The sequence below is a fragment of the Sneathiella sp. genome, assembly GCF_047631475.1.
GTDB lineage: Bacteria > Pseudomonadota > Alphaproteobacteria > Sneathiellales > Sneathiellaceae > Sneathiella.
Genome location: NZ_JBLHZT010000008.1, coordinates 48887 through 72037, shown reverse-complemented (window position 1 = coordinate 72037; position 23151 = coordinate 48887). Strand labels below are relative to the sequence as shown.

The following is a 23151-nucleotide window of genomic DNA, read 5'->3' as shown; positions in this document are numbered from 1 at the left end:
TCAGAAGCCTTACTTTCTTTTGTCCGTCTGTTGCAGATAAGAACATTTGCGTGAATACAAGGATCTTTCTATGCTCGTCGCAACCATGCGATACTGGTTTTGCGAACTTTAATATCCGCCCTAACAAGGTTAGCCTAACCAACTCTGCATTAAACACAGCCGGCCAAATGAAGGCCCTCGCGCATCAGGCAATTGATTTCAATGATGACTTTTTTCACCTTCTTCGGACAACAGGCAAGGCTTATCCTTGCCCTTGGTGTTCTCATTGGATTGTTTCTGCCAAATTTTGGAGAGATCGTTGCGCCTGCGATGCAGGTTCTTGTTGTTCTTTTGCTTGCAACCGCAATGATCCGGGTTGACCTGCTGCAAGTTTTATCGCATTTGAAAAACCCGATTAAATTGGGAGGACTGCTTTTTTTGCTGATGATTGCGCTACCGGTGATTATTCATCTTGCGTGTCTGTTCATTGGCCTTTCACCGGTTCTTCATATCGCCCTTGTTCTTGTAGCCTGCGCCCCGCCGCTGGCCTCTGCACCGAGCATGGCGGCACTTCTCAAACTGGATGATGCACTGGTTCTGAATATATTGGTTGTCGGCACTTTGATCGTCCCGTTTACAGTGCCTTTAATTACCCTCTACCTTCTGGAATTGCCTCTTAACCTTGACCCGTTTTCTCTTCTCTCCCGGCTTCTTCTGACCATCTCGTTGGCCATTATCCTCGCTATTTTTCTTCGAAAAACCATAGGAGAAACAAGGCTCATTCGCTATCACAAGGTGATGGATGGCGTGTCAGCGTTGATCATGTTGATTTTTGCAATCGTTATTATGAACGGCATTGGCCTTCATGCCTTTGATGATATGGACGCATTTTTTGAGAACTTGAGCGCGGCCCTTTTTGCCAACTGGGGCATCCATTTTCTGTTTCTCATTGCCTTCGTGGCCTCAAGGGGAATTTCAACACCGAGGAATAGCCTCATTTCACCAACCCAAGGTGCCGTCGCTCTGATGGCTGGTAACCGCAACGCCGCCCTCTTTCTTGCGACGCTTCCCCCTGAAACAGTGGCCTCTCTTCTGCTGTTTATTGCGCTGGCTCAGTTTCCAATATACCTAACCCCACTTGCCTCGGCTCCTTTGTATGGATGGCTGACAAAGCACAAAGACAGCCTGCCCTCTCCGTCTACATCAACCAAAATTTAAGGGTCGCTGATCCGTCCTAAAAAAGTAAAAAATGAGGGTTCAAGTCCGGCGAAGAATGTAAATATCCATCACCCACCCATTCACTTCACGCGCTCTATTTCGCTGTTCGATAATTTGATCCCCCATGTCTTTCAGCGGACCAGACAGGGTTATTTCTTTATCCATCCCCACATAGGCACCCCACCATATGGACAGCTTCTCTTCTGTCAAAAACTGAAATGAATTTTCACCGTCCAGCATGACAACAACAGTTTCAACATCCGTTGGCCAGCCCCGCTCCTTTAACTGCCGTCCAGTGGTCACCAGAAAAGGTTCTGCCAGTTCATTAAGCGGAATATTGTGAGAAGCGGTCAGGCCTTGTATTGCTGTAATGCCCGGAACCACCTCAATCTTAATCGGTGTCTGCGAGTGAAGGCGAGACGCTATTCGAAGGCTGCTGTCATACAATCCGGGATCGCCCCAGATCAAAAAGGCCGCTTTCCCGGTTGTCCCGACCTCCGCTTGAAGCACAGACAACCAGATTTTAGAAATTTCATCATGCCAGGCGTTTACTCTTTCCTGATAATCCACAATTTCCGGATTACGAACGGGCAGATCAAATTCAACAATTTTTGTAGCAGGATTATCGAGAATATCCGCAAGAATGCCTCTACGGACTTCCGCCAGCTCATCTTTTCTCTTTCCCTTACGGGGTATCAGGATTGCATCCATTTGATTTAGAACGCGCACAGCCTGAAGAGTTAGATGTTCTGGATTTCCGGTCCCAATGCCAACAAGCGATAATTCTAGCATACTGTCCCCATAAAAAAGGCGGCCTTAACGCGATAAGGCCGCCTCAACATTCAATGATGTCTTATAAATCAGGCGCCGTTGTGAAGACGATCTGTAACCATTCCGCCATTTGCAAAATTACGGCTTGCTTTTGCGATTGCCAAAACAGCCAAATCAGCAAGAGGTTCAATCAGGATCACAGTCATATAGGCAGCGCCAAAGGTTGTAACACCGGTTAAGGTTTCTGCCGTAAACCCAGATCCGTAAAGGGCCCAGAAAGTCACCCAGGCAACAATGCCGCCTTGATAGGCAGTCGACAATGCGAATGTTTGTTTATAGGTGAGGTCGACATAAGCGGTATCTGGTGCAATGATGCGTTTCGCAAGATACTGAAGACCAAATAGCGGAACCAGCAATGTTGTCAGGTTCATGCCATATTGCGGTAAATCAAACGGTGCAAAGAAGAGACCCTGTATCAACAGACCGAAGGCCAGTCCGAACGCAGCAGGAGCCGCTCCCAGGATCAGAAACAATGTTGATCCAAGAATGAAATGAACTTCCGAGACGCCAACCGGGTAATGTGGCAACACTTCGAAGAATGAGAAAACCAGCGCGGTGGCGGCGGCACTTCGACCGATCAAAGAGACGGGCCCTTGTTTTTTTATTGTGTCCCACGCGGATTTTAAGCCAACACCAATGGCGCCAACGGCAGTCGCGTAACTCAGGGCAATTTTTGTACTGTCTACTATTCCAGGTTCGATATGCATTTTTTTCTCCTCTCCGTCCACCCGACGGTATGGGTAAAGTTTCAGTTAGTGGCCGGTATCCTGACTCATGATCTTTGCTGGTCATCCCCTTCCCAGCCTTAAAAAGGCCAGTGGTATCTGAAAACCAACCATCACCTACAGTCGCGGGGGCGGTTGAGGCTTTGGATGCCTGAAATAGGTCCATCCGATCCTCATTCCCGTTTCATTCCCGAATGCTTTGCATACACTTTGGAAACCACGTGATAACTACTCTTCGTATCAACTAAAAATATGAGACGCAAGAATATTCGCACGCGCGCGAGGGTCACCAGTTGAACTCAGACGATCTCTGCCGGCCAGTTTCCTTTGAGAACATGCGGCAGCCCGGCAACCGCCAATATGGCGGCATCACTCAACTTGGCGATATCCTGATGAAGCCAACCGGCTAAATCACAATATTGACGGGTCAGTTTTTCCAATGGAATCACGCCCATATTCGTTTCGTTACTCACCAAGATAAGATGTTTACCGGCATGAGATCCTTTTAAGTCAGAAATCAGAGACAAAAATGACTGTTTTTCGGCATCCAATTGTTCGGTGTCTTCAGCGAACAACAGATTACTAAGCCATAGGGTCAGGCAGTCCACCAACACTATATCCGATAGTTCAAATCCTTGGCTTATGGCCTGCGCCAGTCTGACCGGCTCCTCAAGGCAAGCCCAATGGGAGGGCCTCTGCTCCTTATGGCGTACAATCCGGGTTCTCATTTCTTCATCAAACGCAGTTGCTGTTGCGATATAGCAGACATTTTTACCCAGAAAATCAGCAAGCCTTTCGGCCAAACCACTTTTGCCTGACCGTGCGCCTCCCAGAATAAAATGAAGTTTCATACCCGATGCCTCAAAACACAAAATGAATGCTGAAGAATGTAAAGGATATGCAGCCTGCGCAACAGGCCTTATAACAAATATGTTACGCTTCTTTTTGTTACGGAATTGAATTTATGGATATCGCCCACCTGATCGACGGCATTACTCCCGTCTCACTGAAAAATTTATCTCAGATCCAGGCAAATATTGATCAGAAGACAAAACCTCCCGGATCACTTGGAAAACTGGAAACGCTGGCGGCGACATTGGCGAAAATTCAGGGTAGCGATAAAGTAACCATCAATCATCCCATGATGCTGGTTTTTGCCGCCGATCACGGCCTTGCTGCACAGGGCGTCAGCATTGCCGGCAGTGAAGTCACGCAACAAATGGTGGCGAACTTTCTTAATGGCGGGGCAGCCATAAACGTCTTTTGCAAGGCCAACAACATGGCGTTCAAGGTTATTGATGCTGGCATCAAATTTCCGCTAAAGGGAATGGCCGACCTGATCGATCAGTCGGCCGGGCTCGGCACCAATGATATCAGCACTACAAGCGCCATGAGCGAGGACCAACTCGAATTCTGTCTGACCAAGGGCGCTCATATTGCCAGTCTTCAGATAAAAGCCGGAAGCAATATCATCGGCTTTGGTGAAATGGGAATTGGTAACACCTCGACCGCTGCGGCGATCTGTGCTGCGGCGCTGAATGAAACCGCGGACAAAATGGTGGGTCGCGGAACAGGCATCACTGACGAGCAATTACACCGAAAAACGGCCTTGGTATCAGAGGCTTTATCCCGAGTGACAAGCGAAGACCCTATGGTGATCCTGCAGGAACTGGGCGGGTTTGAAATTGCGCAGATATGCGGTGCCATGCTGGAATGTGCAAAGAACAAAACGGTGATTCTGGTAGATGGTTTCATCGTTACAGCCGCCGCCCTTCTTGCCTGTATGATGGCCCCCGCCGCACGGGACTATATGATTTTCTCGCATGCCTCGCAGGAACAGGGACATAAAATGGTTCTGGACGCGCTGAAAGCCGACCCTCTCCTTGATCTTGAACTGAGGCTGGGAGAAGGCAGCGGCGCGGCTCTTGCTTTGCCACTTTTAAGGGCGGCTGGTGCCTTCTATAATGACATGGCAACCTTTGAGAGTGCGCAGGTAACCGTTTAAAGACACCAAAGAACACAGGTACTCGACTGATGAAGCACATATTTTACCAACAGATCAATTTGTTCTTCATTGCCCTTGGGTTTTTCAGCCGCATTCCGATTCCAAAATCGGTACCCTTTAAAGCTGAGTATCTCAATCAGGCCAGTCGCTATTTCACGTTGGTGGGCTGGTGTCTGGGACTGCTTGTAACCGGCCTGTACTTGTTGCTCGACATTTTTTTTCCTCAGTCGGTGACCATATTCCTGTGTATAAGCGTTGGCCTGCTGCTCACCGGGGCCTTTCACGAAGACGGGTTGGCAGACACATTCGACGGTTTCTATGGGGGGCACACCAAGGCCGATAAATTACGGATAATGAAAGACAGTCGGCTTGGCACCTACGGTGCGGCTGCCCTTTTTATGAGTCTGCTTGGCAAATGGATTTTATTGACCGAAATAACAAATGTTCCAATGGCTCTTTTGATTGCCTACCCCGCATCCCGGGCAATTGCCTCCAGCTTTATATTTGATATGGACTATGCGCGGCTCGACGAGACCAGCAAATCCGCCCCGCTCGCCTCTCGCCAAACCGGACGGGAATTGCTTGTATCGCTCGCCTGCCTGCTTCCTCTATTTCTGTTTGTGCCGACGCTTCTAATCTTGAAACTTTTTGCTGTTCTGATTTTAGTGCGCTTCGCCCTTCAATGGTTCATGAAACGTCATCTAAGCGGCTATACCGGTGATACACTGGGCGCCTGCCAACAACTCTCTGAGCTTACAATTTATGCTCTGCTTCTGGGAATGTCTGCATCATGAACAGATATGATCATGTCATAATCGACCTGTATCGACATGGTGCAGTTGACGGGCCGCCCGCATTATATGGACATACCGATATTCTGCCATCGGCGCAGGGTGGCCGGGCTCTCGTCCGACATTTGAACAACAACACGTCTTTGCAATCTATTGTTACATCTCCGCTTCGGCGGTGTAAAAACTCCGCGACCGAATATGCAGAAACAGGGGAAGTAGCGTTAGCCACCGATCTGGACTTCATGGAAATGAATTTTGGTGACTGGGATGGCGTTCCGTTCGAGACGCTCCTTGATCAAAAAGACCAGTTGATGAATTTTTGGAGTGACCCCTCACGCGTAACGCCGCCCAATGGAGAAAAACTGGTAGAGTTTCGGTATCGTGTCCTGCGGGGTTGGGACCGGCTGATCGCCGATCCGGTGTCCGCCCATATTGGGCTGGTAGTTCATGGCGGTGTCATCCGCCTGATCCTGAGTGCCATTCTGGATATTGATTACCGCAACCCCAAAATATTCAGCCAGCTGTCGATCGATTATGCTAGTCAGACCCGCATTGAAATATCGCATTATGATGGCGACACATTCCCGATTGTAAAATTCATCAATAAACCTGCCCCCGACGAGGAAACGCCATGACAGCGGTGATCATGTTGCAAGGAACCGGCTCAGACGTGGGAAAATCCATATTGGTTGCAGGGCTTTGTCGGGCCTTAAAAAATAGGGGATATTCTGTTCGGCCCTTTAAGCCTCAGAATATGTCGAATAATGCAGCTGTTACGCCGGAGGGCGGAGAAATTGGTCGTGCCCAACAATTGCAGGCACTGGCATGTGGCACCCCAAGTAGCGTTCACATGAACCCTGTTCTGTTGAAGCCACAAGACGGAAAATCTCAGGTTATCGTTCAGGGGCAGGTTTCCGGAACGGGGGGAATGTCCTATTTTAAAAAGAAAAAAACCGACTTGCTGGGCAAAATTTTGGAAAGTTTTGAGATCCTGAAACAACAGGCGGATTTCGTTGTCGTTGAGGGTGCCGGCAGTCCGGCAGAAGTCAACTTGCGGTCAGGCGATATCGCCAATATGGGTTTTGCTACCGCTGCCAATGTCCCTGTTATCCTTGTTGGCGACATCAATCGTGGTGGGGTCATTGCCTCGATCGTCGGCACGCACAACTTATTGCCTGAGAACGAACAATCCTTGATCAAGGGGTACCTGATCAACAAATTTCGTGGCGATACACGGCTATTTGACAATGCCCTTACCCTTATGACAGATCTGACCGGATGGCGTAACATGGGGATCGTACCCTTCATTCGCGAGGTCGGGGATTTGCCTGCTGAGGATGGCATGGCCTTGGACGTCAAACAGGACCACTCACGATCGAGCAATCTTCTTATAGCTGTCCCTCGGCTCGCCCATATCGCCAATTTCGATGACCTTGATCCGTTGCAGTCTGAAGAAGATGTCGACGTTGTCTTTGTCCAGCCGGGCACCCCCCTTCCCGGCGATGCGGATCTTGTTATTTTACCGGGAAGTAAAACAACCATCGCAGATCTGCATGATTTTAGGCACCAAGGCTGGGATATTGATCTGGCCGCGCATATTCGGAGGGGCGGAAAAGTCTTGGGCCTATGTGGCGGCTACCAGATGCTTGGAACACTTTTATCTGATCCTGACGGTATCGAGGGGGCAAAAGAAACTATTTCCGGACTTGGGTTACTTGGGATAGAGACAACGCTCTGTGCCAGCAAAACAGTTAAGCTGACGGATGTTTCGGATGCAATTTTAGGTTGCCAAACATCAGGCTATGAAATCCATCTAGGGGACACACGCATAGTGGACCCAGCGTTGGTTCCCTGGCTTTTGGACGAAGAAAGACCAATCGGCTACATGTCAGAAAACGGACAGATAGCGGGAACATACCTGCATGGGCTCTTTACAGATAATGCGTTCCGCCAGAAATTTCTGAACCGTTTCAGGCCGACGGAAGGATCCTATAGCGACTATTCTTCCAAGATCGAAAAGGCTCTTGATACCCTTGCGCAGGAGTTGGAAAACTGCCTCGATATTGATGCAATAATCAGGATCGCAAAGGAAGCGGATCAATGATCCTTGAGTTCCTTGTCGGGCACTCCTTTGGTAATGTGCTTGTTTCCGTCCTATTGGCCATCATAATCGACAGCTTTTTTGGCTGGCCAGATTTTCTATTTAAAATACTCTCGCATCCGGTGGTCTGGATCGGAAGACTGATAAAGACGCTGGACACCCGGCTCAATATCCCTGAAAAAAGCCCTTCCGTCCTGCGTTTTATGGGCATACTAACATTGTTGATTACAACAACTGTCACTTTGGCGATTACTCTCTTCATCTGGTTGGTACTCCCGGCGGGCCCGTTTGGCATCTTGATCAATGCCCTTTTGATTTGGCCATTACTCGCCATTCATTCGTTACACCAGCATGTTGATAATATCCGCGCTCCATTGGCCAAGAATAATCTGGAAAAAGCCCGTATGGCCATCGCAATGATTGTCAGTCGTGACCCTAAGACGCTGGACCAGTCAGCCATTTGCCGTGCAGCCACAGAAAGTCTCGCCGAAAACACATCCGATGGGGTAATTGCGCCACTTTTCTGGGCCTGTTTATTCGGATTACCGGGCATCGGTTTTTATAAAGCGGTCAACACACTGGATTCCATGATCGGATATAAAAATGAAAAATATTTACATTTTGGGTGGGCTTCCGCCCGGTTCGATGATCTGGTCAATCTGATACCCGCCCGCCTGACGGCTTTATTGTTTTTGCTGGCATCCGGTGCCCCTCTCAAGGGACTAAAATGTATTAAAAACGATGCTGGAAAGCATCGTTCTCCAAATGCCGGATGGCCTGAATCTGCAATGGCTGGCGCCTTGGATATCAGGCTTTCCGGTCCTCGGCTCTACGACGGGGTCATGACAGAAGATCAATGGGTCAATGACGGGAAACCGGATCCGGACCACCTTTCCCTAGGTCGGGCTCTCGCTCTCTATCGCCGAACGATCATCGGAACAACAATCATCCTTTTTTTGGCAGCGGCCTCTTTAAACTACGAAAGTCTGTTTTAGTGACACTAAAAGATCATGGCGGAAATATAGATCAGGCAATGGCGCGACATGGTGGGGCCTCTTCAGATTGGCTCGACCTTTCCACAGGCATTAATCCATGCGCCTATCCAATACCAGACCTCCCTTCGCAGGCCTGGAGTGATCTGCCTACCATAAGCAATAAAGAACGCTTACACAAAGCGGCCAAGTCCGCTTGGTCCTGCCGCGGCGAGGTTCTTGCTGTTTCCGGGGCACAGGCTGCCATTCAGATGATGCCGCATTTTGCGCCTGCTGCCGGATTGCCCGGCCGCCACGCCAAAATTCTAACGCCAACCTATAACGAACATGCAAATGTTCTGCGCCTGGCAGGCTGGAATGTTGAGGAAGTCAGCCAATTGGAGCAATTGGCTGATTGCGATCTGGCAATTGTGGTCAATCCGAACAATCCTAACGGACGCCTCTACCAACCTGAACAACTGGCGGCGCTCTTACCCCATGTTGGCAGGTTGGTCGTTGATGAAAGCTTCATGGACTGTGAAACCGGATATTCACTAACAACGGACACGGATAAAGACGGACTGATAATACTTCGGTCTTTTGGAAAATTTTATGGATTGGCTGGCATAAGATTGGGATTTGTTGTCGCGTCACCGCAAGACATCCGGGTTTTTAATCAACTCGCCGGCCCATGGCCTGTTTCCGGCGCTGCCATCGAAATCGGGACCACGGCACTGTCAGATCACAAATGGCAGAATGAAACGATCCTCAGACTACGAAAAGACGCGGCCCGGCTGGATATCCTGATCCAGCTTAGCGGTGCCACACTGGTTGGTGGAACCCCACTATTTCGTCTGTACGATTGTCCAAACGCAGCAGTTTTTCAAGACCAGCTTGCCGCCCACCATATCTGGTCACGCATCTTCCCTTATTCCCAAAGCTTCATTCGCTTGGGGCTTCCCGGCTCGCAAAAAGACTGGGAAAAACTGGAAACGGCCATCAAGTCTATCCAAAAGGGTTAAAACTCAACGCCTTTTTGCGCCTTGATGCCAGATCGGAAAGGGTGTTTTACCATGGTCATTTCTGTAACCAGGTCTGCAATATCAATCAGTTCCTGCGGTGCATGACGGCCCGTCAAAACAACATGGGTCATTTCCGGTTTTTCCGTCGACAGAAATTCAACAACATCCGCGAGGTCAATATAGCCATATTTCAGAGCTATATTCACTTCATCGAGCAAGACCATCTTGTTCTTTTCGTCCCGGATCATCTCTTTGGCTTTTTCCCAAGCTTTTGTCGCAGCAGCAATATCCCGCTCTTTATCCTGCGTCTCCCAGGTAAAGCCTTCACCCATTGCATAAAACGAGCATAGATCGGAAAAACGCTCTTCAATCATGGTGCGTTCGCCTGTAGACCACGCGCCTTTGATAAACTGGATGACACCACATGGCATATCATGAGCAATGGCCCTGAAAATCATTCCAAAAGCAGATGAAGATTTACCCTTTCCATTGCCTGTATGAACAATGATCAGCCCTTTTTCGCCATCTTTGCTTTCCATTATCCGATCCCGCGCCGCTTTTTTCTTTTGCATCTTGGCGGTATGGCGTTCGTTCTCGTTCATTTCAGATTTTTCTTTTTGCATCAACTAGTTCCCTTTGCGCCCTTCAGAAATTAAATGGAAGAATGTACCGGTTGCATTTCCCCGAACCGATCCTGTTTCAGGAATGGCCTGATCGTTCGCATCCTTGACGTCCGCGAGAGGTTGATCCGGTTGCTTCAGGATAGTGGAATAATGAAACTCGTGGCCACGCAAACGCGCGCCCGGTTTATATCCTGGCATTGGTTTTGTCAGAGATGCGTGCCGATATCCTAGATGCATCTTGCGCTTTGCGTAAGACGTTTCCAGACCGAGCAAGCCCGCCATCTGATGGCCGACACCGTCTTTATCGATCAGCACGTCACCCATCGCCATATAGCCACCACACTCGCCGTGGACAGGCCGGTCCGCTGCAAACGAGACCAGCGATGTTTTAAAATGGTTGGCCGCGGCCAATGCGCCCGCATGTAGTTCTGGATATCCGCCCGGAAGCCAGCAAATATCTGCAGTTGGGTCAGGGGCTTCATCAGCCAATGGAGAAAAGGGCAGGATTTCTGACCCCGCAACTCGCCATTGATCCGCCACATGCGGATAAACAAACGAGAAGGCAGCATCCTGCGCCAATGCAATACGTTGTCCGGGGGGCTGCACGGTTGCCTCTTTATTGGGCGCGCGATAGTGATCTTGAGCCCCCGCCATTTTTAACATCATTTCGACATCAACATGCTTTTCGACAAAATCAGCCATTGCCTCAAGCACGTCATGCAAATCCCCTTTTTCCTGAGCCTGCACGAGACCGAGATGGCGTTCTGGAAGCGTAATATCCGGATTTCGTGGCAACGCACCCAACACCGTGATGCCCGCCTGCTCCATACCAACCCGGCTTAACATCTCGTGGCGCGGGCTCGCCACCCGGTTAAGCACAACGCCGGCAAACGGCATTTCCGGCCTCAATTCGGAAAAGCCCTTTGCGGTTGCCGCTGCTGATTGCGCCTGCCCCGAGACATCAATAACCAAAACTACCGGCCATCCCATACTTGTCGCAATATCCGCACTTGCACCGTTACCGACTTCACCGGCACTTGCCACGCCATCGAACAACCCCATTGAGCCTTCGGCCAGAACTAGATCGGCGCCCTCTGCGCGATGTAAAAGATTATCCAGCAATGACTGCGGCATCGCCCAACTATCCATATTAATGCCAGATCGCCCAGTTGCGGCCGTATGGAAAGCGGGGTCAATATAGTCAGGGCCCGACTTAAAAGGCTGGACCTGTAAACCTTTGCGAGATAACGCCCGTGCCAGTCCTAGCATCAAAGTTGTTTTTCCCGTTCCCGATGCCGGGGCTGAAATCAAAAGACCATTGGGGATCATACTTGTACCTATTCAGAAGGGGCTGTGTCAGGGAACCGTGGGTCTGTGCCCCGCGGCCGGAAACGTCGGTCATAATCATCCGCATATAAGCGGCTTTCATCAAATTTCTGTTCGTTGAGTGCACGGCCGACTAAAATCAGTGCCGTCCGGCCCCGGTCTTCGCCAACCTGTTGATCAATATCTGACAAACAGCCCCGAATAATTCTCTGATCCGGCCAACTCGCCCGCCATACAATCGCAACCGGGCAATCCTCCCCATAAAAAGGCTGAAGTTCTGCGACGACCTTTGGTAAGACATGAACGGAAAGGTGAATTGCAAGCGTCGCCCCAGTTGCGGCAAAATTGGCAAGTGTTTCACCGTCAGGCATTTGTGTTGCCCGCCCGGATGTCCGCGTCAGGATAACGGACTGCACGACGCCGGGAAGGGTTAGCTCTTTTCCAAGCGCCGCGGCAGCTGCGGAAAATGAGGGAACGCCCGGTGTAATTTCATAGGGAATATTTAACGCATCGAGCCTGCGCAATTGCTCTCCCATTGCGGACCAGACAGACAAATCACCAGAATGAAGCCGGGCAATATCATGGCCTTCAGTGTGGGCTGTTTGAATTTCCGCGACGATTGTATCAAGCGACATTGATGCTGTATTGATGACTTTGGCACCGTCGGGACAATGCTCCAGAATCTCCTCGGGAACCAGCGATCCTGCATACAGACATACGGGACAGGACGATATTAAATTTTGGCCCCGAACTGTGATCAAATCGGCAGCCCCCGGCCCTGCGCCGATAAAGTGAACTGTCATCAAACTTCTCCTGCTATTTTTCTTTGCATTGCGATTGCCGCAGTCGCCATACCATCTTCTGAAACCTGACGTTTTCCGCATAATTGACCCGAAGGGCCCGCCGCCGCGAGAGCAGACGCTTCGGCAACGCTGCTCACGTCGTAGACTTCAACGGATTTCACTGTAATGGACGGCGTTTTCAAGCGCGCTAAACTTTCCCGTGAATGCACACTTACCGGCACATCCAATTCATTAATAAACTGAATGAACGCCTGCGTTTTCTCTTTGCCTGACAAGGTCGCGACACCACAAATCTGAAATCCGGATTTTACTTTTTCGTACACGTCCTCAAAAGACGCGAGGGTCGCGTCAGAACGAAAGCCGATGCCAAGAAACGCCTTCATCTGGTGACCACCCATTGCAAGATCGGATTGGCCGCGACCCACCCTCTTTTGCTCCCCAGGGGTTTTGTCGATGAAACCGCAAGTCGCATCAAGTCGCCGCCTTTTTCTGCCGACCAACTGATAAGCAGCGCTTCACTTTCAAGCGTTACCGCATTTACGACAACACGGCACCCCTCCGGAATACAGGACCAGATCTGGTGCAACATGTCGGCGGTCAGCCCGCCGCCAATGAAGACCGCATCCGGCACCGGCAAACTGTCCAGTCCTGCTGGTGCTTTTTCCTTAACAATTTTCAGTCGAGACGAGACACCAAACATATCTGCGTTTTTCTGGATATTGTGCAGACGATCCTCACGGCATTCCACCGCAACCGCTTGCCCGGTTCTCGTTGCGATCAACCACTCGATTGCAATTGTGCCTGACCCGGCGCCAATATCCCAAAGGCATTCGCCCGCGCGTGGGGATAAACTGGATAAGGTTACGGCCCGCACTGCCCGCTTGGTCATTTGGCCGTCACTTGCGAAAACAGCATCGGGCAGACCTGAACTTTGCGGCAACCCTTTCTGGCCTTTGGCAATGAACGCGACTGTGACCGGATGATTGATATGCGTCATGGAAAAATCTGAAACCAGTGACGAACGACGTCGTTCCGTAGGGCTGAGCAACGCTTCGAAAACAAACAGCTCCGTGTCTGTAAATCCAGTTTCGCAAAGCCACTGCGCCAATTTTTGCACCTGCGCACCATCGCGCATCAGACAGATAAATTTTTCACCCGCATTAAGTAAAGGATACAGCTTCTCCAAAGGGGCGGCGTGCAATCCAAGGCAACGAACTGTTTCTAAACGCCATCCCATTCGCGAAGACACAATTGAAAAGCTTGAAGGTGCCGGATAGCAAAGCCATTCTGATGGGTCCAGCGAGGCCGCTAAAGTGCCCCCAACACCGTGCCAAAATGGATCCCCAGATGCCAGTACGGCCACTGGCTTTCCTTTGTGGTCAAGGACTTCTTTTACCGAAAATGGTAGTGGCCATTCTCTCCCTTTTTCTGCAATTCCTGCCAAAGCAAGATGCCGAGCAGAACCAAAAACAAGCTCTGCCTGCGCCAACGCTTTCCGGCTTGCATCTGTCAAAGCTTCAAGGCTATCTTCGCCGATACCTATTATGGACAGCCACGGATCAGGCATCATGAAAACCCTCATTCTGGGCGGGACACTGGACGCCAGCCGCCTTGCTAAAGCCGTTTCGGAAACGCAACTTGATGCTATGTTTTCCTATGCGGGACGGGTTGACACGCCACGAGAACAACCGATCCCAACCCGCATTGGCGGGTTCGGCGGTGTTGCTGGTCTGGTCGATTTTATTCTCCGCGAACGGATCCGCGCAGTTATCGATGCGACCCACCCCTTTGCGGCCCAGATGAGCCGGAATGCGATTGCAGCCTGTGCTCAAACGAACACGCCGCTTTTGGCCCTTGAGCGACCGCCCTGGCGCGAACAGCCTGACGACAATTGGATCAACGTCGCGGATATTACCAAGGCTGTCGACGCGTTGCCCGAAACGCCTGCGCATATTTTTCTTGGGATCGGACGTCAGCATCTGAGTTCTTTTTACCGAAAGCCACAGCATCACTATCTGTTGCGCATTGTCGACCAACCTGGCGGCCCGCTTGATTTTCCAAACTATGAAATTGTTGTGGACCGGGGGCCTTTTGAATTTGAAAAAGATCGGAATTTGCTTGCCGAAAAACGAATTCAATATGTGGTTGCTAAAAATGCTGGTGGCGAAGGTGCTTTTGCTAAAATCCAGGCAGCGCGCGATTTGAAGCTTCAAGTCATCATGATTGGTCGGCCCGCTTTGCCGAAGCGAAACGTTGTTGCTGATCCAAAAGATGTCCTGAACTGGCTGGCTCATTCAACCTCCGCCAAATGAGGGGTCGACCGCGGCGTATACACAAAATCAGTTCCCGAGATTTGCCGTGTTAAGGAAGACCCCACGATCACAACGGTCCGCATATCTGCCATATCCGGTGTTGCTTCACTCAAAGGCACTGTTTTGATATGCTCTTGTGCCGTTGACACTGCGCGGGCAAAGCTGATCAAGCGATCCCCCTTCGTCTGAGTTTTCAGCAAATCCAGAATTTTTTCGAACTGATGCGGGCGGGCCTTGGATCTAGGGTTATAAAACGCCATTGCAAAATCCGCCTCTACCGACAAGGAAACCCGCTTTTCAATTAAAGAAAAAGGCTTCAGATTGTCAGACAGATTGATCGCACAAAAATCATGTCCCAACGGAGCGCCTAACCGAGCAGCCGCAGCTAGCATTGCCGTCACCCCCGGCAAGATTTCCACGTCAAGCGAACGCCACAAAGGCTCTCCTTCTTCCAGCGCTTCAAACAAAGCAGATGCCATCGCGAACACTCCGGGATCACCAGAAGAGACAACAACAACCCTATGTCCGCTAGCGGCCATTTCCAAAGCATGACGCGCGCGTTCCAGTTCAACCCTGTTGTCTGTCGCATGTAAGGTCAGCCCTTCACGGGCTGGCACGCGGCTGACATATGGACCATATCCGACAACATCTGTCGCCTGATCAATGGCCTTTTGAACAGAAGGGCAGATCCAATCGTCCCGCCCCGGTCCCAGGCCTGCTACCACAACGCTGCCTTTTTGGTTTTCGTGTATCATGGGCGCCGACCCTGACCATGGACCAGAATGATTGTGAAATAGGGAATTGAACCTTCTTTAAAATCGACAAGCCGCTGGACCTTCTGCTGGGCCATGGTGCCGTGACTTACGATCCAAGCATCCGGCATCCGTCCGGCTTTATCCAGCGCCATTTTTATTTTTGGGAGGTTCCGCCCTGTTTTCATAACAACAAAGGCGTCTGTATCCTGCATCTTTTCGGTCAGTGTTTCTTCTGGCAACGTTCCCATAAGAACTGTCAGAATATCATCACCCCAGGTCATCGGAACACCGGTCGCGGTCCAGCATCCAGACATTCCGGTAATGCCGGGGATGATTTCCATGTCAACGCGCCCCTGCAAGCGAATATATAAATGCATGAAAGAGCCGTAAAAGAACGGATCTCCTTCACACAAAACAATAATGTCCGTTGCACTGGTTTCTGCCAAATCAATCAGGCGACAGGCTTGCTCTTCATAGAAAGCAGACAGCATTTCATTATATCGTGGATCAGCTACCGGAATTTCTGTGGTTACCGGATACTCCATCGGTAATTCAAGAACGTTATCCGCAAGCATCCCGGACACTATTTGCCGAGCCTGCCCTTTTCGTCCCGCTTTCCTGAAATACGCCACTTTATCAGCATTGCGAATGAGGCGATCTGATTTAACGCTCATCAATTCTGGATCCCCGGGACCCAGACCAACACAAATAACCTTCGCCATCTTTATTCCTTCCGGCTGGCCAGCGCGTTAATCGCCGCCACCGTAATCGCGGAACCGCCTAGCCGTCCTCGTACCGTCATTGAAGGCACAGGCAAATCCTGCATCAATGCCTCTTTTGATTCCATTGCCCCAACAAACCCCACAGGGCAGCCAATGATTGCAGCAGGCCGCGGACAATCGGGGTCTTCCAGCATATTTAACAAATGAAACAAAGCGGTCGGCGCGTTTCCGATGGCAACAACCGCCCCTTCCAGCCTTGAACGCCAGAGTTCGAGGGCGGCGGCTGATCGTGTGTTAGACATCTGCCGCGCCAATTCGAAAACACCGTCGTCATGCAATGTACAGATAATCTCATTTTCCGAAGGCAACCGTGTTCGGGTAATCCCTTCACTGACCATCCGAGCATCACAAAAAATCGGGGCCCCCTGTTCCAGCGCGGAACGGGCTTTTATTGCCATACCCGGCGAAAATTCGATCGACTTTTCCAATCCGACCATGCCACTTGCATGGATCATTCGAACCGCGACGATTTCCTCCTCTGGCGTAAAACGCTTAAGATCTGCTTCACGCCGGATGATTGAAAAGGACTGATTGTAAATGGCCTGACCATCTGTTTCGTAATAATGGGTCATTGGCTTTCCTTGAAAAAGAAAGTATCGCCCTTGATGTGCATCGTCGTCTTTTCCTTAAACTCTTCATGCGAGAAATGTTCGCCGGAGGAAGGTGCATTTCGTATTTTATTATGCACCGTCACACCCGACTGCGCCGCAATCATGGCATGCTTGAATGCCTCTGATTGTCCCGCACATTTTTTCGTGCAGCCACTGATATACAGACTATCGCCCAAAGGCAAACTTGTTGATAAGTCGCGGGCCAACTTTCGGGTGTCCAACCAGCCTTGCGGGCAGGCAGGTAATCCTGTGCAGGCGGTAATTCTCATGAACGGGCTATCCGGGTTGGTTATCATACCGTCAATCGCATCAAGCGATCCTGCATCCGCTGAATAGTGTTCAAGGCACAGCATACGCCAGGGTGTCAAGCGCACCGCGTCAACTTTTTCAGACAAAGCGATCAGCCCTGCTGCTGTCAATTGCCCCAATTCCAGACCCGCAAGAAACCCCGTCTGCGCCCATCCAACAGCTGGCGTCACAGTAGCTTCTGCACGGGCTTCGGAAAGCTTGAATTCAGCGTTTTCCTGCAGCAAATGTACATATTGGCGCATGCGACCACGGCCCGCTTTAATTTCCTTCAAGTCTGAGAACCATCGGGCGAGTGAAACTGCCATATCGACGGCTGTTTCCAACTGAACAGAAATGCCAAAATCAGACCCGTCCGGGCGCACAATTAGCCCGCCCTGTGCGGCTCGTTCAATTCGGATATCTGCAGGCATTCCGGATAGGACTGGAGAAGGCCCGCAATCAACGGCGAAACCGAATTTTCCCGGTAAACCGATCAAGTGCAGATTTTCATCCAGCAACACTTTTTCAAGTCTCGCGGCGATTACATCGGAGTCATCCCCATCCGTCCAGAACGGTGTGACGACCATATTCCGGCGACTTTCAACGAAAACATTGTCATCAATAAGGTTAAGAGACTGCAACCGGGCCATTAATGGAGCATGATTTTCTGGAAGAACGCCGCGCAGCTGCAAATTGGATCGGCGGGAAAAATCAACAAGACCATTTCCATATTCCCGGGCAAGTTTTCCAATTCCAGCCAACTGTTCCGCATTTAATCGACTTTTAAAGGGCCGGATCCGAACCAGCAGACCATCGCCTGACTGCATCGGCTTAAGAGCACCGGGACACCACCCCTTTACAATTGGATCACCCATCGCCGTTCATCCCGATCTGTGCGGCAATCCAATTCCGGCGTGTCACCCAAATCCCGGCTTCATGCAGCCGCTCGAAACAGGCTTCCATTGCCTCTAAGGCCTGCGGGTTATGCTCTTCAAGAAACTCTCTGATTTCGTCATCACCCAGCGTATGCTCGAAGTAGGCATCGAATAAATGTGCCGGAACGGCGTGCGCCATATGAGCAAAGGCCGCCATATGTTCCAACGTCGCTGCAATTTCAGCCCCACCCCGAAAACCGTGACGCAACATCCCTGCCAGCCAGTCCGGGTTCGTTGCCCTCGCACGAACAACTCTCGCTATTTCTTCAGAAAGCGTTCTGGCTTTCGGGTCATTACTTCGGGTGTTATCCAAATGGTAAAGGGCCGGGGATTTTCCTGCCTCTCCCGGATGGGCAGCCGTTAGCCCTGCGTGGGCTGCGGCAAAACCGGCTTCATGGGTGGCATAATCCATTGCCAGCAGCAAATCCGTTTCAGGCAAGTCCTGACTATGAACAAAAGCATCAGCTTGCAGAACTCTTTTTTCAAGGGTTTCGCGGTCTGAATGATCTGCCTGATCGCCAAAGCTGCCAGCCATAACCCACTCTGAACCAGCGAGCCAACTTTCCCCCGCAGACATCCTGGCATCAGCCGTATAGTCTGTATTTCCTGGGTCCATCTGCACCCCATACAAGCCTGGCTTCGGCCCGAAAACACGCGGATTTTCATCCTCATAGGGATTATCCGCAGTTCCTTCATCTCGTTTGGCAAGTGTCGCCGCGGCCGCATTAAACAAATCAGACAGATTGGGGAAAATGTCGCGAAACAGTCCTGACACACGCAACGTTACATCAATACGGGGACGGTCCAGCATCATTAGCGGCAAAATTTCAAAGCCCGTAACGCGATCGCTATGCTCTCCCCATTTGGGTTCAACCCCTGCCAAATGAAGTGCCATCGCAAACTCTTCACCCGCTGTCCTCATCGTCGCTGACCCCCAAAGATCAACAATCAGGGCGCGTGGATAGTCACCGTGATCCTGCAAGTGGCGCCGAACCAGTTCTTCAGCAAGCTTTACACCCTGTGCGTAAGCTGCCCGGGTCGGTACCGCCCGAGGATCTGTCGAATACAGATTGCGCCCTGTCGGCAAAACATCATCCCGTCCCTTGAACGGAGAGCCTGACGGTCCTGGGGCAACTGCCTGGCCAGAAAGTGCTTTTAACAGACCTTCCAATTCTGTGGATCCCGAGACGCCTTCCCCATATATATGTAAGCCATCTCCAAACTGGCTTTCCTTGATATCGCAAACAAACCGGTCAATCCGAACAAGGGCCTCTGCGGCCGAGTGATCGGGCTCAATGCCGATATCCTCTTCAACTCCGGCTGCCTGCGCCTCCTCGCGAATGGCCGTCACCAAACGGTCCCGACGATTTGGGTCAAGACCGTCTGCTGTTGAATACTCATCCAAAAGCCGCTCTAGGCGAACCATAGAAGATGGAACCGCGCTCTCTTTCATTGGCGGGGGCATATGCCCCAGTGTCACGGCGCCGATCCGTCGCTTGGCCTGCACCGCCTCGCCCGGATCATTCACAATAAACGGATAAATAACGGGCAATGATCCCGTTAAAACATCGGGCCAGCACTCGTCAGAGAGGGCAACAGATTTACCGGGCAACCATTCCAGAGTGCCATGAGCGCCAATGTGAACCAAGGCATCCAATTCATTGCCTGAAATCGTACCGTGATGCTGTAACCACAAATAGAAGGCCACATATCCGTGACAGGGAATTCGGGCGAGATCATGGTAATCATCGTCCCGTTCTGCCCGATGACCTCTTTCCGGCTGCAAGGCAATACTAACCTGCCCTTGGCGAAGGGCCCGAAATTCAAAGAAGCCATTTCGGCAAGTGGGATCATCTTCAGGGTCGCCCCACGCCTCGTATAAGTCCTTCCCTAACGCGGCAGGCAAGGCTTTCAGTGCTTGAAGATAGTACTCCAGCGGCCACGTCACTGTGGATTGCAAAAGCTGGTTGGCCAGCGCTTCTGTCGGACCTGTCTGATATCCTTCGTTGTTTAGGAACGACAGTATTGCGTCCATCGAGGCGAGCGCATCAAGACCAACCGCATGCGCGATCTGATGATCTTTGCCCGGATAGGTGGACAAAATAAAAGCCAGATGTTTTTCCGACGCTGTTTTTTGGGCGAGCGAAATCCAGCGACTGACTTGCTGAACAATGGCCGTAACCCGATTAAGGTCTGCACGATGATAAAATCTTGAAAACTGCAAGTCTTCATGTCGGCTAGACGGCTCTTTAAAGCTTGTGACGGCTGTAAAAATTCGCCCATCCACCTCTGGCAGGGCAACAAACATTGCAAGGTCTGCTGGCGACAAGCCCCGTTCGCTCTCTGCCCATTTCTGGCTAGGTGCTGTGGATAAGGCCGTTTGAAAAACAGGGCATCCCGCGACTTCTAACGGAGATTTTCCGTTTGCCCCTTTGGCCGAAAAAGCCGTTAGATTAACAATCGCCTCAGGCTGCAATCCGGGCAACAACGCCTCAAGCCAGACAACCGTTTCATTCGCTTTCAGAGAGGCTGCGAAAACACCAAAACAGGCGAACCCCTTCTTACGAAATGCCTGGATCAACGCGTCAACAGGCTCCAGATCGGCCGAGGTCAAATAGGACCGGTAAAAACTGATGATAATCGGACATTGCGAACCAGCGGAAAAGGCTTCAAGTGTTTCAGCATATCCATGGTCAGGGTCATAAAATCCATGCAGCGGAAGAGGCTGAACGCTCTCTTCAAAATCTGCATTTTCTGGCAGTTGACCCGCCATAATTTTTAGCGCAGTTTCGGCCGCCGGCGCCCCGCCCTGATCACATAATGACTTCAAGCGCCGTAACGTCGGGACGCTGACTGTCGACATTGCGTCAAGGCGCGGATCATCCCGGCCGTCCGCAGGCAATACCGCCAGTGCAATCTTTTCCCTCCGGGCCAATTCATTTACCGCTGACAATCCATACTGCCAATATTGCTCGCCGCCGATAAGCCGGATCAGGATAGCCTTGGCGTCCTGCAGCGTATTTTCGATATAAACATCGACCGAAAGCGGATGCTTCAGGGCCGCGAGATTGGCAAGCCGTACACTTGGCAAGTTATCACGGGCCTGTTCCCAGCCTGCCGCGAAAGCCCCAAGATCACTGTCGGAAAACGACAGGACAACAAGATCAGCAGGATCCTGTCCCAGATCCTGTGCAACCTCGTTTTCTTCCAGACCATGACTTTCGCGAAAGACTACATGCATGAATAATCCTTAACAGGCCTCAGCAAGGATCGAATTAACAGCGGGCGCATCCAAATCATGATGCTCCGCGATGACAACCAAACGACTTTCCCGCGGGCCCTGTCCCCAGGCTTTGTCATACTGCATCTGCACTCGAGAATTGACCGCCTGCAGCAATAGACGCATCGGTTTTCCCGTAACGGCAACATACCCTTTTACTCTTAGAATATGATGCTTATTGGCAAGATCAATAATCGCCGCTTCCAGACGCGCTGGGTCGGAAATTTCGGGCAGATCAACAATGATGGAATTGAAGTCATCATGCTCATGATCATCCGAACCGTCATGACAGGAAGGGCGTGCGTCCAGATCATCTTCAGCTGCCGCATTCAAGCCCAAAATAACCCGTGGATCAACATCACCATTTGCCATATCCAGTATCGGCAGGGTTTTTGTTGCAACCTCTGTAATAGCGATGCGGGCCCGAGCCTTTAGGCTGTCATCAGCAAGGTCTGCCTTCGACAATAACACCAAATCTGCACATGTAATCTGATCATTAAAAACCTCGGCAAGCGGTGTTTCGTGATCCAGACTATCATCGGCCAGACGCTGGGCATCGACGGCAGCAACATCCGGCGCAAAACGGCCCGTTCCGACTGCTTCAGCATCCGCAACTGCGATCACGCCGTCAACGGTAATCCTGCTTTTAATGGCTGGCCAGTTAAAGGCTTTCAACAACGGCTTGGGAAGTGCCAGCCCTGACGTTTCAATAACGATATGCTCAGGCTGTTCGGGCAGGGCCATCAAGGCTTCAATCGTCGGAATAAAGTCATCCGCAACTGTGCAGCAGATGCAGCCGTTAGCCAGCTCCACAATATTTTCAAGCGGACAGTTTTCGTCCGCACAGGATTTTAGGATATCCCCATCCACACCAACATCACCGAATTCGTTCACCAGAACGGCCAAGCGCTTACCTTGCGGATTTTGCATCATTTTACTGATCAGCGTTGTTTTTCCGCTTCCCAGAAAACCGGTGATTACAGTGACAGGAATTTTTGTCAAATCAGACATCTAAGAAACTCACTTTTCAGAAATAGAGGAATGCGCGCCTGTCATCGGCGGCATACGGGAAATCACTTGCTTGCGAAAGATAACCGGACGTTCTCGCCAAGGAACCAGGCCATCGTCCGTCTTATGATAGGCGGCAACACCTTTCAGGATATCTTCTACATCGGTTTCTGCGTCCATATGCCCATACACATAGGACCAGCGCCCTTCCCCCGCAAGCGCAACGGTACATCCATTTGAGCAGGCAGAAAGGCATTTAACAGGCTGAATTTTTATATTTTCAGAGTCATTCTTTTCAAGCAGGGCTTGATACAGACTTTCACCGGGCTTGGCGGTAGCGGTCTCTGCTATCGGGTTTTCTTCCGCATTGGATATGCGGTCACTTTTTTTGCAAGTGATACAGACATTTAGCACGACGCTCAATTTTTGCTCCATTCCATACAGGAACAGGGGGAGCCATCACGCAAACCGAACCTCAATCATTCGGAAAGCCCGCTGTAGAACACCCCGTCCACATTCGATCCTTCTTGGGTTGGCAGGTCTCCCGGCTTCTGAATACCCGATTCTTGCTCTCAGGCAGGCATCTGTCCTTCCCGGTATTACCCAGTGGCTAATAGATGCGTTTCCAGCTTACGGTCGCGGGGGCGGCTGATTTGGGCAAAATCCAACGGTTCAGATTTGGCCTGTTACATTCCCTTTTCACCCGGATCCAAACAATAGATCCAGACACCAACTCATTGTCGATACAGCACAAGTCTTCAAACTGTCAAGGTTATGGAGCCAAA

The 23151-nt window shown here is 50.9% G+C and carries 23 protein-coding genes and 2 riboswitches; of the genes, 8 read left to right on the top strand and 15 right to left on the bottom strand.

All coding sequences use genetic code 11. The annotated features are described in order from the left end of the window. Positions 1–201 precede the first annotated feature (201 nt). On the top strand, positions 202–1197 hold the full coding sequence (locus tag ACJAYR_RS05215; protein WP_415235616.1) for a hypothetical protein: 996 nt from the start codon (positions 202–204) through the stop codon (positions 1195–1197). Between the two features lie 39 nt (positions 1198–1236). Here the strand turns inward: ACJAYR_RS05215 and cobF are convergent, their stop codons facing one another. The 3 genes from cobF to cobU all read right to left on the bottom strand — a co-directional run bounded on the left by cobF (position 1237) and on the right by cobU (position 3604). Continuing rightward, positions 1237–1989: a precorrin-6A synthase (deacetylating) gene (cobF, locus tag ACJAYR_RS05210; protein WP_415235615.1), complete on the bottom strand. Its 753-nt coding sequence runs from the start codon at positions 1987–1989 to the stop codon at positions 1237–1239. Positions 1990–2057: 68 nt separating this feature from the next. Further along, on the bottom strand, positions 2058–2735 hold the full coding sequence (locus ACJAYR_RS05205) for an energy-coupling factor ABC transporter permease (RefSeq protein WP_415235614.1): 678 nt from the start codon (positions 2733–2735) through the stop codon (positions 2058–2060). A gap of 32 nt (positions 2736–2767) precedes the next feature. After that, positions 2768–2990, bottom strand: a riboswitch (cobalamin riboswitch). 62 nt (positions 2991–3052) lie between these two features. After that, positions 3053–3604 carry a bifunctional adenosylcobinamide kinase/adenosylcobinamide-phosphate guanylyltransferase gene (gene cobU, locus ACJAYR_RS05200; RefSeq protein ID WP_415235613.1) on the bottom strand — a complete coding sequence of 184 codons (552 nt, stop codon included), beginning with the start codon at positions 3602–3604 and terminating at the stop codon, positions 3053–3055. Positions 3605–3717: 113 nt separating this feature from the next. On the opposite strand from cobU, the gene cobT reads away from it, so the two are divergent. Genes cobT through cobD form a run of 6 tightly spaced genes read left to right on the top strand, consistent with a single transcriptional unit; the run spans position 3718 to position 9643 of the window. After that, on the top strand, positions 3718–4758 hold the full coding sequence (gene cobT / locus ACJAYR_RS05195) for a nicotinate-nucleotide--dimethylbenzimidazole phosphoribosyltransferase (RefSeq protein ID WP_415235612.1): 1041 nt from the start codon (positions 3718–3720) through the stop codon (positions 4756–4758). Positions 4759–4787: 29 nt separating this feature from the next. Continuing rightward, a complete protein-coding gene (locus ACJAYR_RS05190; RefSeq protein WP_415235611.1) occupies positions 4788–5552 on the top strand; it encodes an adenosylcobinamide-GDP ribazoletransferase in 765 nt (254 codons plus the stop codon). Then, positions 5549–6184, top strand: coding sequence for a histidine phosphatase family protein (locus ACJAYR_RS05185; RefSeq protein WP_415235610.1), 636 nt, complete (start codon positions 5549–5551; stop codon positions 6182–6184). Before ACJAYR_RS05190 ends, ACJAYR_RS05185 begins: the two co-directional genes overlap by 4 nt. Then, positions 6181–7653, top strand: a complete 1473-nt coding sequence (locus tag ACJAYR_RS05180) for a cobyric acid synthase (protein ID WP_415235609.1) — start codon at positions 6181–6183, stop codon at positions 7651–7653. Before ACJAYR_RS05185 ends, ACJAYR_RS05180 begins: the two co-directional genes overlap by 4 nt. Then, the gene (gene cbiB / locus ACJAYR_RS05175; RefSeq protein ID WP_415235608.1) at positions 7650–8645 is read left to right on the top strand and encodes an adenosylcobinamide-phosphate synthase CbiB; all 996 of its coding nucleotides are present in this window, start codon (positions 7650–7652) and stop codon (positions 8643–8645) included. Before ACJAYR_RS05180 ends, cbiB begins: the two co-directional genes overlap by 4 nt. After that, positions 8645–9643 (top strand): threonine-phosphate decarboxylase CobD, encoded by a 999-nt coding sequence (gene cobD, locus ACJAYR_RS05170; RefSeq protein WP_415235607.1) that lies wholly within the window; start codon positions 8645–8647, stop codon positions 9641–9643. Before cbiB ends, cobD begins: the two co-directional genes overlap by 1 nt. Here the strand turns inward: cobD and cobO are convergent. Genes cobO through cbiE form a run of 5 tightly spaced genes read right to left on the bottom strand, consistent with a single transcriptional unit; the run spans position 9640 to position 13965 of the window. Beyond that, a complete protein-coding gene (cobO, locus tag ACJAYR_RS05165; protein WP_415235606.1) occupies positions 9640–10266 on the bottom strand; it encodes a cob(I)yrinic acid a,c-diamide adenosyltransferase in 627 nt (208 codons plus the stop codon). The two genes, cobD and cobO, sit on opposite strands and share 4 nt — an antisense overlap. 3 nt (positions 10267–10269) lie before the next feature. Then, positions 10270–11595, bottom strand: coding sequence for a cobyrinate a,c-diamide synthase (locus ACJAYR_RS05160; protein ID WP_415235605.1), 1326 nt, complete (start codon positions 11593–11595; stop codon positions 10270–10272). An 8-nt stretch (positions 11596–11603) separates the two neighbouring features. After that, positions 11604–12395 carry a precorrin-4 C(11)-methyltransferase gene (gene cobM, locus ACJAYR_RS05155; RefSeq protein ID WP_415235604.1) on the bottom strand — a complete coding sequence of 264 codons (792 nt, stop codon included), beginning with the start codon at positions 12393–12395 and terminating at the stop codon, positions 11604–11606. After that, positions 12395–12778, bottom strand: a complete 384-nt coding sequence (locus ACJAYR_RS05150) for a cobalamin biosynthesis protein (protein WP_415235603.1) — start codon at positions 12776–12778, stop codon at positions 12395–12397. Before ACJAYR_RS05150 ends, cobM begins: the two co-directional genes overlap by 1 nt. Next, positions 12775–13965 (bottom strand): precorrin-6y C5,15-methyltransferase (decarboxylating) subunit CbiE, encoded by a 1191-nt coding sequence (cbiE, locus tag ACJAYR_RS05145; protein ID WP_415235602.1) that lies wholly within the window; start codon positions 13963–13965, stop codon positions 12775–12777. Before cbiE ends, ACJAYR_RS05150 begins: the two co-directional genes overlap by 4 nt. Here cbiE and ACJAYR_RS05140 point away from each other — a divergent pair. After that, entirely contained in the window at positions 13964–14707 is a 744-nt protein-coding gene (locus tag ACJAYR_RS05140) for a cobalt-precorrin-6A reductase (protein WP_415235601.1), read from the top strand. The two genes, cbiE and ACJAYR_RS05140, sit on opposite strands and share 2 nt — an antisense overlap. Here ACJAYR_RS05140 and cobJ read toward each other — a convergent pair. Genes cobJ through ACJAYR_RS05105 form a run of 7 tightly spaced genes read right to left on the bottom strand, consistent with a single transcriptional unit; the run spans position 14686 to position 22780 of the window. Further along, positions 14686–15462 carry a precorrin-3B C(17)-methyltransferase gene (cobJ, locus tag ACJAYR_RS05135; protein WP_415235600.1) on the bottom strand — a complete coding sequence of 259 codons (777 nt, stop codon included), beginning with the start codon at positions 15460–15462 and terminating at the stop codon, positions 14686–14688. The genes ACJAYR_RS05140 and cobJ overlap by 22 nt on opposite strands. Next, on the bottom strand, positions 15459–16184 hold the full coding sequence (locus ACJAYR_RS05130; RefSeq protein WP_415235599.1) for a precorrin-2 C(20)-methyltransferase: 726 nt from the start codon (positions 16182–16184) through the stop codon (positions 15459–15461). The genes cobJ and ACJAYR_RS05130 overlap by 4 nt, the downstream gene beginning before the upstream one ends. A 2-nt stretch (positions 16185–16186) precedes the next feature. Beyond that, positions 16187–16816 carry a precorrin-8X methylmutase gene (locus ACJAYR_RS05125; RefSeq protein ID WP_415235598.1) on the bottom strand — a complete coding sequence of 210 codons (630 nt, stop codon included), beginning with the start codon at positions 16814–16816 and terminating at the stop codon, positions 16187–16189. Continuing rightward, positions 16813–18018, bottom strand: a complete 1206-nt coding sequence (locus ACJAYR_RS05120; RefSeq protein WP_415235597.1) for a precorrin-3B synthase — start codon at positions 18016–18018, stop codon at positions 16813–16815. The genes ACJAYR_RS05125 and ACJAYR_RS05120 overlap by 4 nt, the downstream gene beginning before the upstream one ends. After that, positions 18011–21319, bottom strand: a complete 3309-nt coding sequence (gene cobN, locus ACJAYR_RS05115; protein ID WP_415235596.1) for a cobaltochelatase subunit CobN — start codon at positions 21317–21319, stop codon at positions 18011–18013. The genes ACJAYR_RS05120 and cobN overlap by 8 nt, the downstream gene beginning before the upstream one ends. Positions 21320–21328: 9 nt before the next feature. Beyond that, entirely contained in the window at positions 21329–22369 is a 1041-nt protein-coding gene (gene cobW, locus ACJAYR_RS05110; protein ID WP_415235595.1) for a cobalamin biosynthesis protein CobW, read from the bottom strand. A gap of 9 nt (positions 22370–22378) precedes the next feature. After that, entirely contained in the window at positions 22379–22780 is a 402-nt protein-coding gene (locus ACJAYR_RS05105) for a DUF1636 family protein (protein WP_415235651.1), read from the bottom strand. A 102-nt stretch (positions 22781–22882) separates the two neighbouring features. Next, positions 22883–23115: riboswitch (cobalamin riboswitch) on the bottom strand. Positions 23116–23151: the final 36 nt, after the last annotated feature.

Excerpts from the sequence above, each read along its gene's own strand:
- ACJAYR_RS05215 (WP_415235616.1), top strand. The coding sequence starts at position 202 with ATGATGACTTTTTTCACCTTCTTCGGACAACAGGCAAGGCTTATCCTT.
- cobF (WP_415235615.1), bottom strand. The coding sequence starts at position 1,989 with ATGCTAGAATTATCGCTTGTTGGCATTGGGACCGGAAATCCAGAACAT.
- ACJAYR_RS05205 (WP_415235614.1), bottom strand. The coding sequence starts at position 2,735 with ATGCATATCGAACCTGGAATAGTAGACAGTACAAAAATTGCCCTGAGT.
- cobU (WP_415235613.1), bottom strand. The coding sequence starts at position 3,604 with ATGAAACTTCATTTTATTCTGGGAGGCGCACGGTCAGGCAAAAGTGGT.
- cobT (WP_415235612.1), top strand. The coding sequence starts at position 3,718 with ATGGATATCGCCCACCTGATCGACGGCATTACTCCCGTCTCACTGAAA.
- ACJAYR_RS05190 (WP_415235611.1), top strand. The coding sequence starts at position 4,788 with ATGAAGCACATATTTTACCAACAGATCAATTTGTTCTTCATTGCCCTT.
- ACJAYR_RS05185 (WP_415235610.1), top strand. The coding sequence starts at position 5,549 with ATGAACAGATATGATCATGTCATAATCGACCTGTATCGACATGGTGCA.
- ACJAYR_RS05180 (WP_415235609.1), top strand. The coding sequence starts at position 6,181 with ATGACAGCGGTGATCATGTTGCAAGGAACCGGCTCAGACGTGGGAAAA.
- cbiB (WP_415235608.1), top strand. The coding sequence starts at position 7,650 with ATGATCCTTGAGTTCCTTGTCGGGCACTCCTTTGGTAATGTGCTTGTT.
- cobO (WP_415235606.1), bottom strand. The coding sequence starts at position 10,266 with ATGCAAAAAGAAAAATCTGAAATGAACGAGAACGAACGCCATACCGCC.
- ACJAYR_RS05160 (WP_415235605.1), bottom strand. The coding sequence starts at position 11,595 with ATGATCCCCAATGGTCTTTTGATTTCAGCCCCGGCATCGGGAACGGGA.
- cobM (WP_415235604.1), bottom strand. The coding sequence starts at position 12,395 with ATGACAGTTCACTTTATCGGCGCAGGGCCGGGGGCTGCCGATTTGATC.
- ACJAYR_RS05150 (WP_415235603.1), bottom strand. The coding sequence starts at position 12,778 with ATGAAGGCGTTTCTTGGCATCGGCTTTCGTTCTGACGCGACCCTCGCG.
- ACJAYR_RS05140 (WP_415235601.1), top strand. The coding sequence starts at position 13,964 with ATGAAAACCCTCATTCTGGGCGGGACACTGGACGCCAGCCGCCTTGCT.
- cbiE (WP_415235602.1), bottom strand. The coding sequence starts at position 13,965 with ATGATGCCTGATCCGTGGCTGTCCATAATAGGTATCGGCGAAGATAGC.
- cobJ (WP_415235600.1), bottom strand. The coding sequence starts at position 15,462 with ATGATACACGAAAACCAAAAAGGCAGCGTTGTGGTAGCAGGCCTGGGA.
- ACJAYR_RS05130 (WP_415235599.1), bottom strand. The coding sequence starts at position 16,184 with ATGGCGAAGGTTATTTGTGTTGGTCTGGGTCCCGGGGATCCAGAATTG.
- ACJAYR_RS05125 (WP_415235598.1), bottom strand. The coding sequence starts at position 16,816 with ATGACCCATTATTACGAAACAGATGGTCAGGCCATTTACAATCAGTCC.
- ACJAYR_RS05120 (WP_415235597.1), bottom strand. The coding sequence starts at position 18,018 with ATGGGTGATCCAATTGTAAAGGGGTGGTGTCCCGGTGCTCTTAAGCCG.
- cobN (WP_415235596.1), bottom strand. The coding sequence starts at position 21,319 with ATGCATGTAGTCTTTCGCGAAAGTCATGGTCTGGAAGAAAACGAGGTT.
- cobW (WP_415235595.1), bottom strand. The coding sequence starts at position 22,369 with ATGTCTGATTTGACAAAAATTCCTGTCACTGTAATCACCGGTTTTCTG.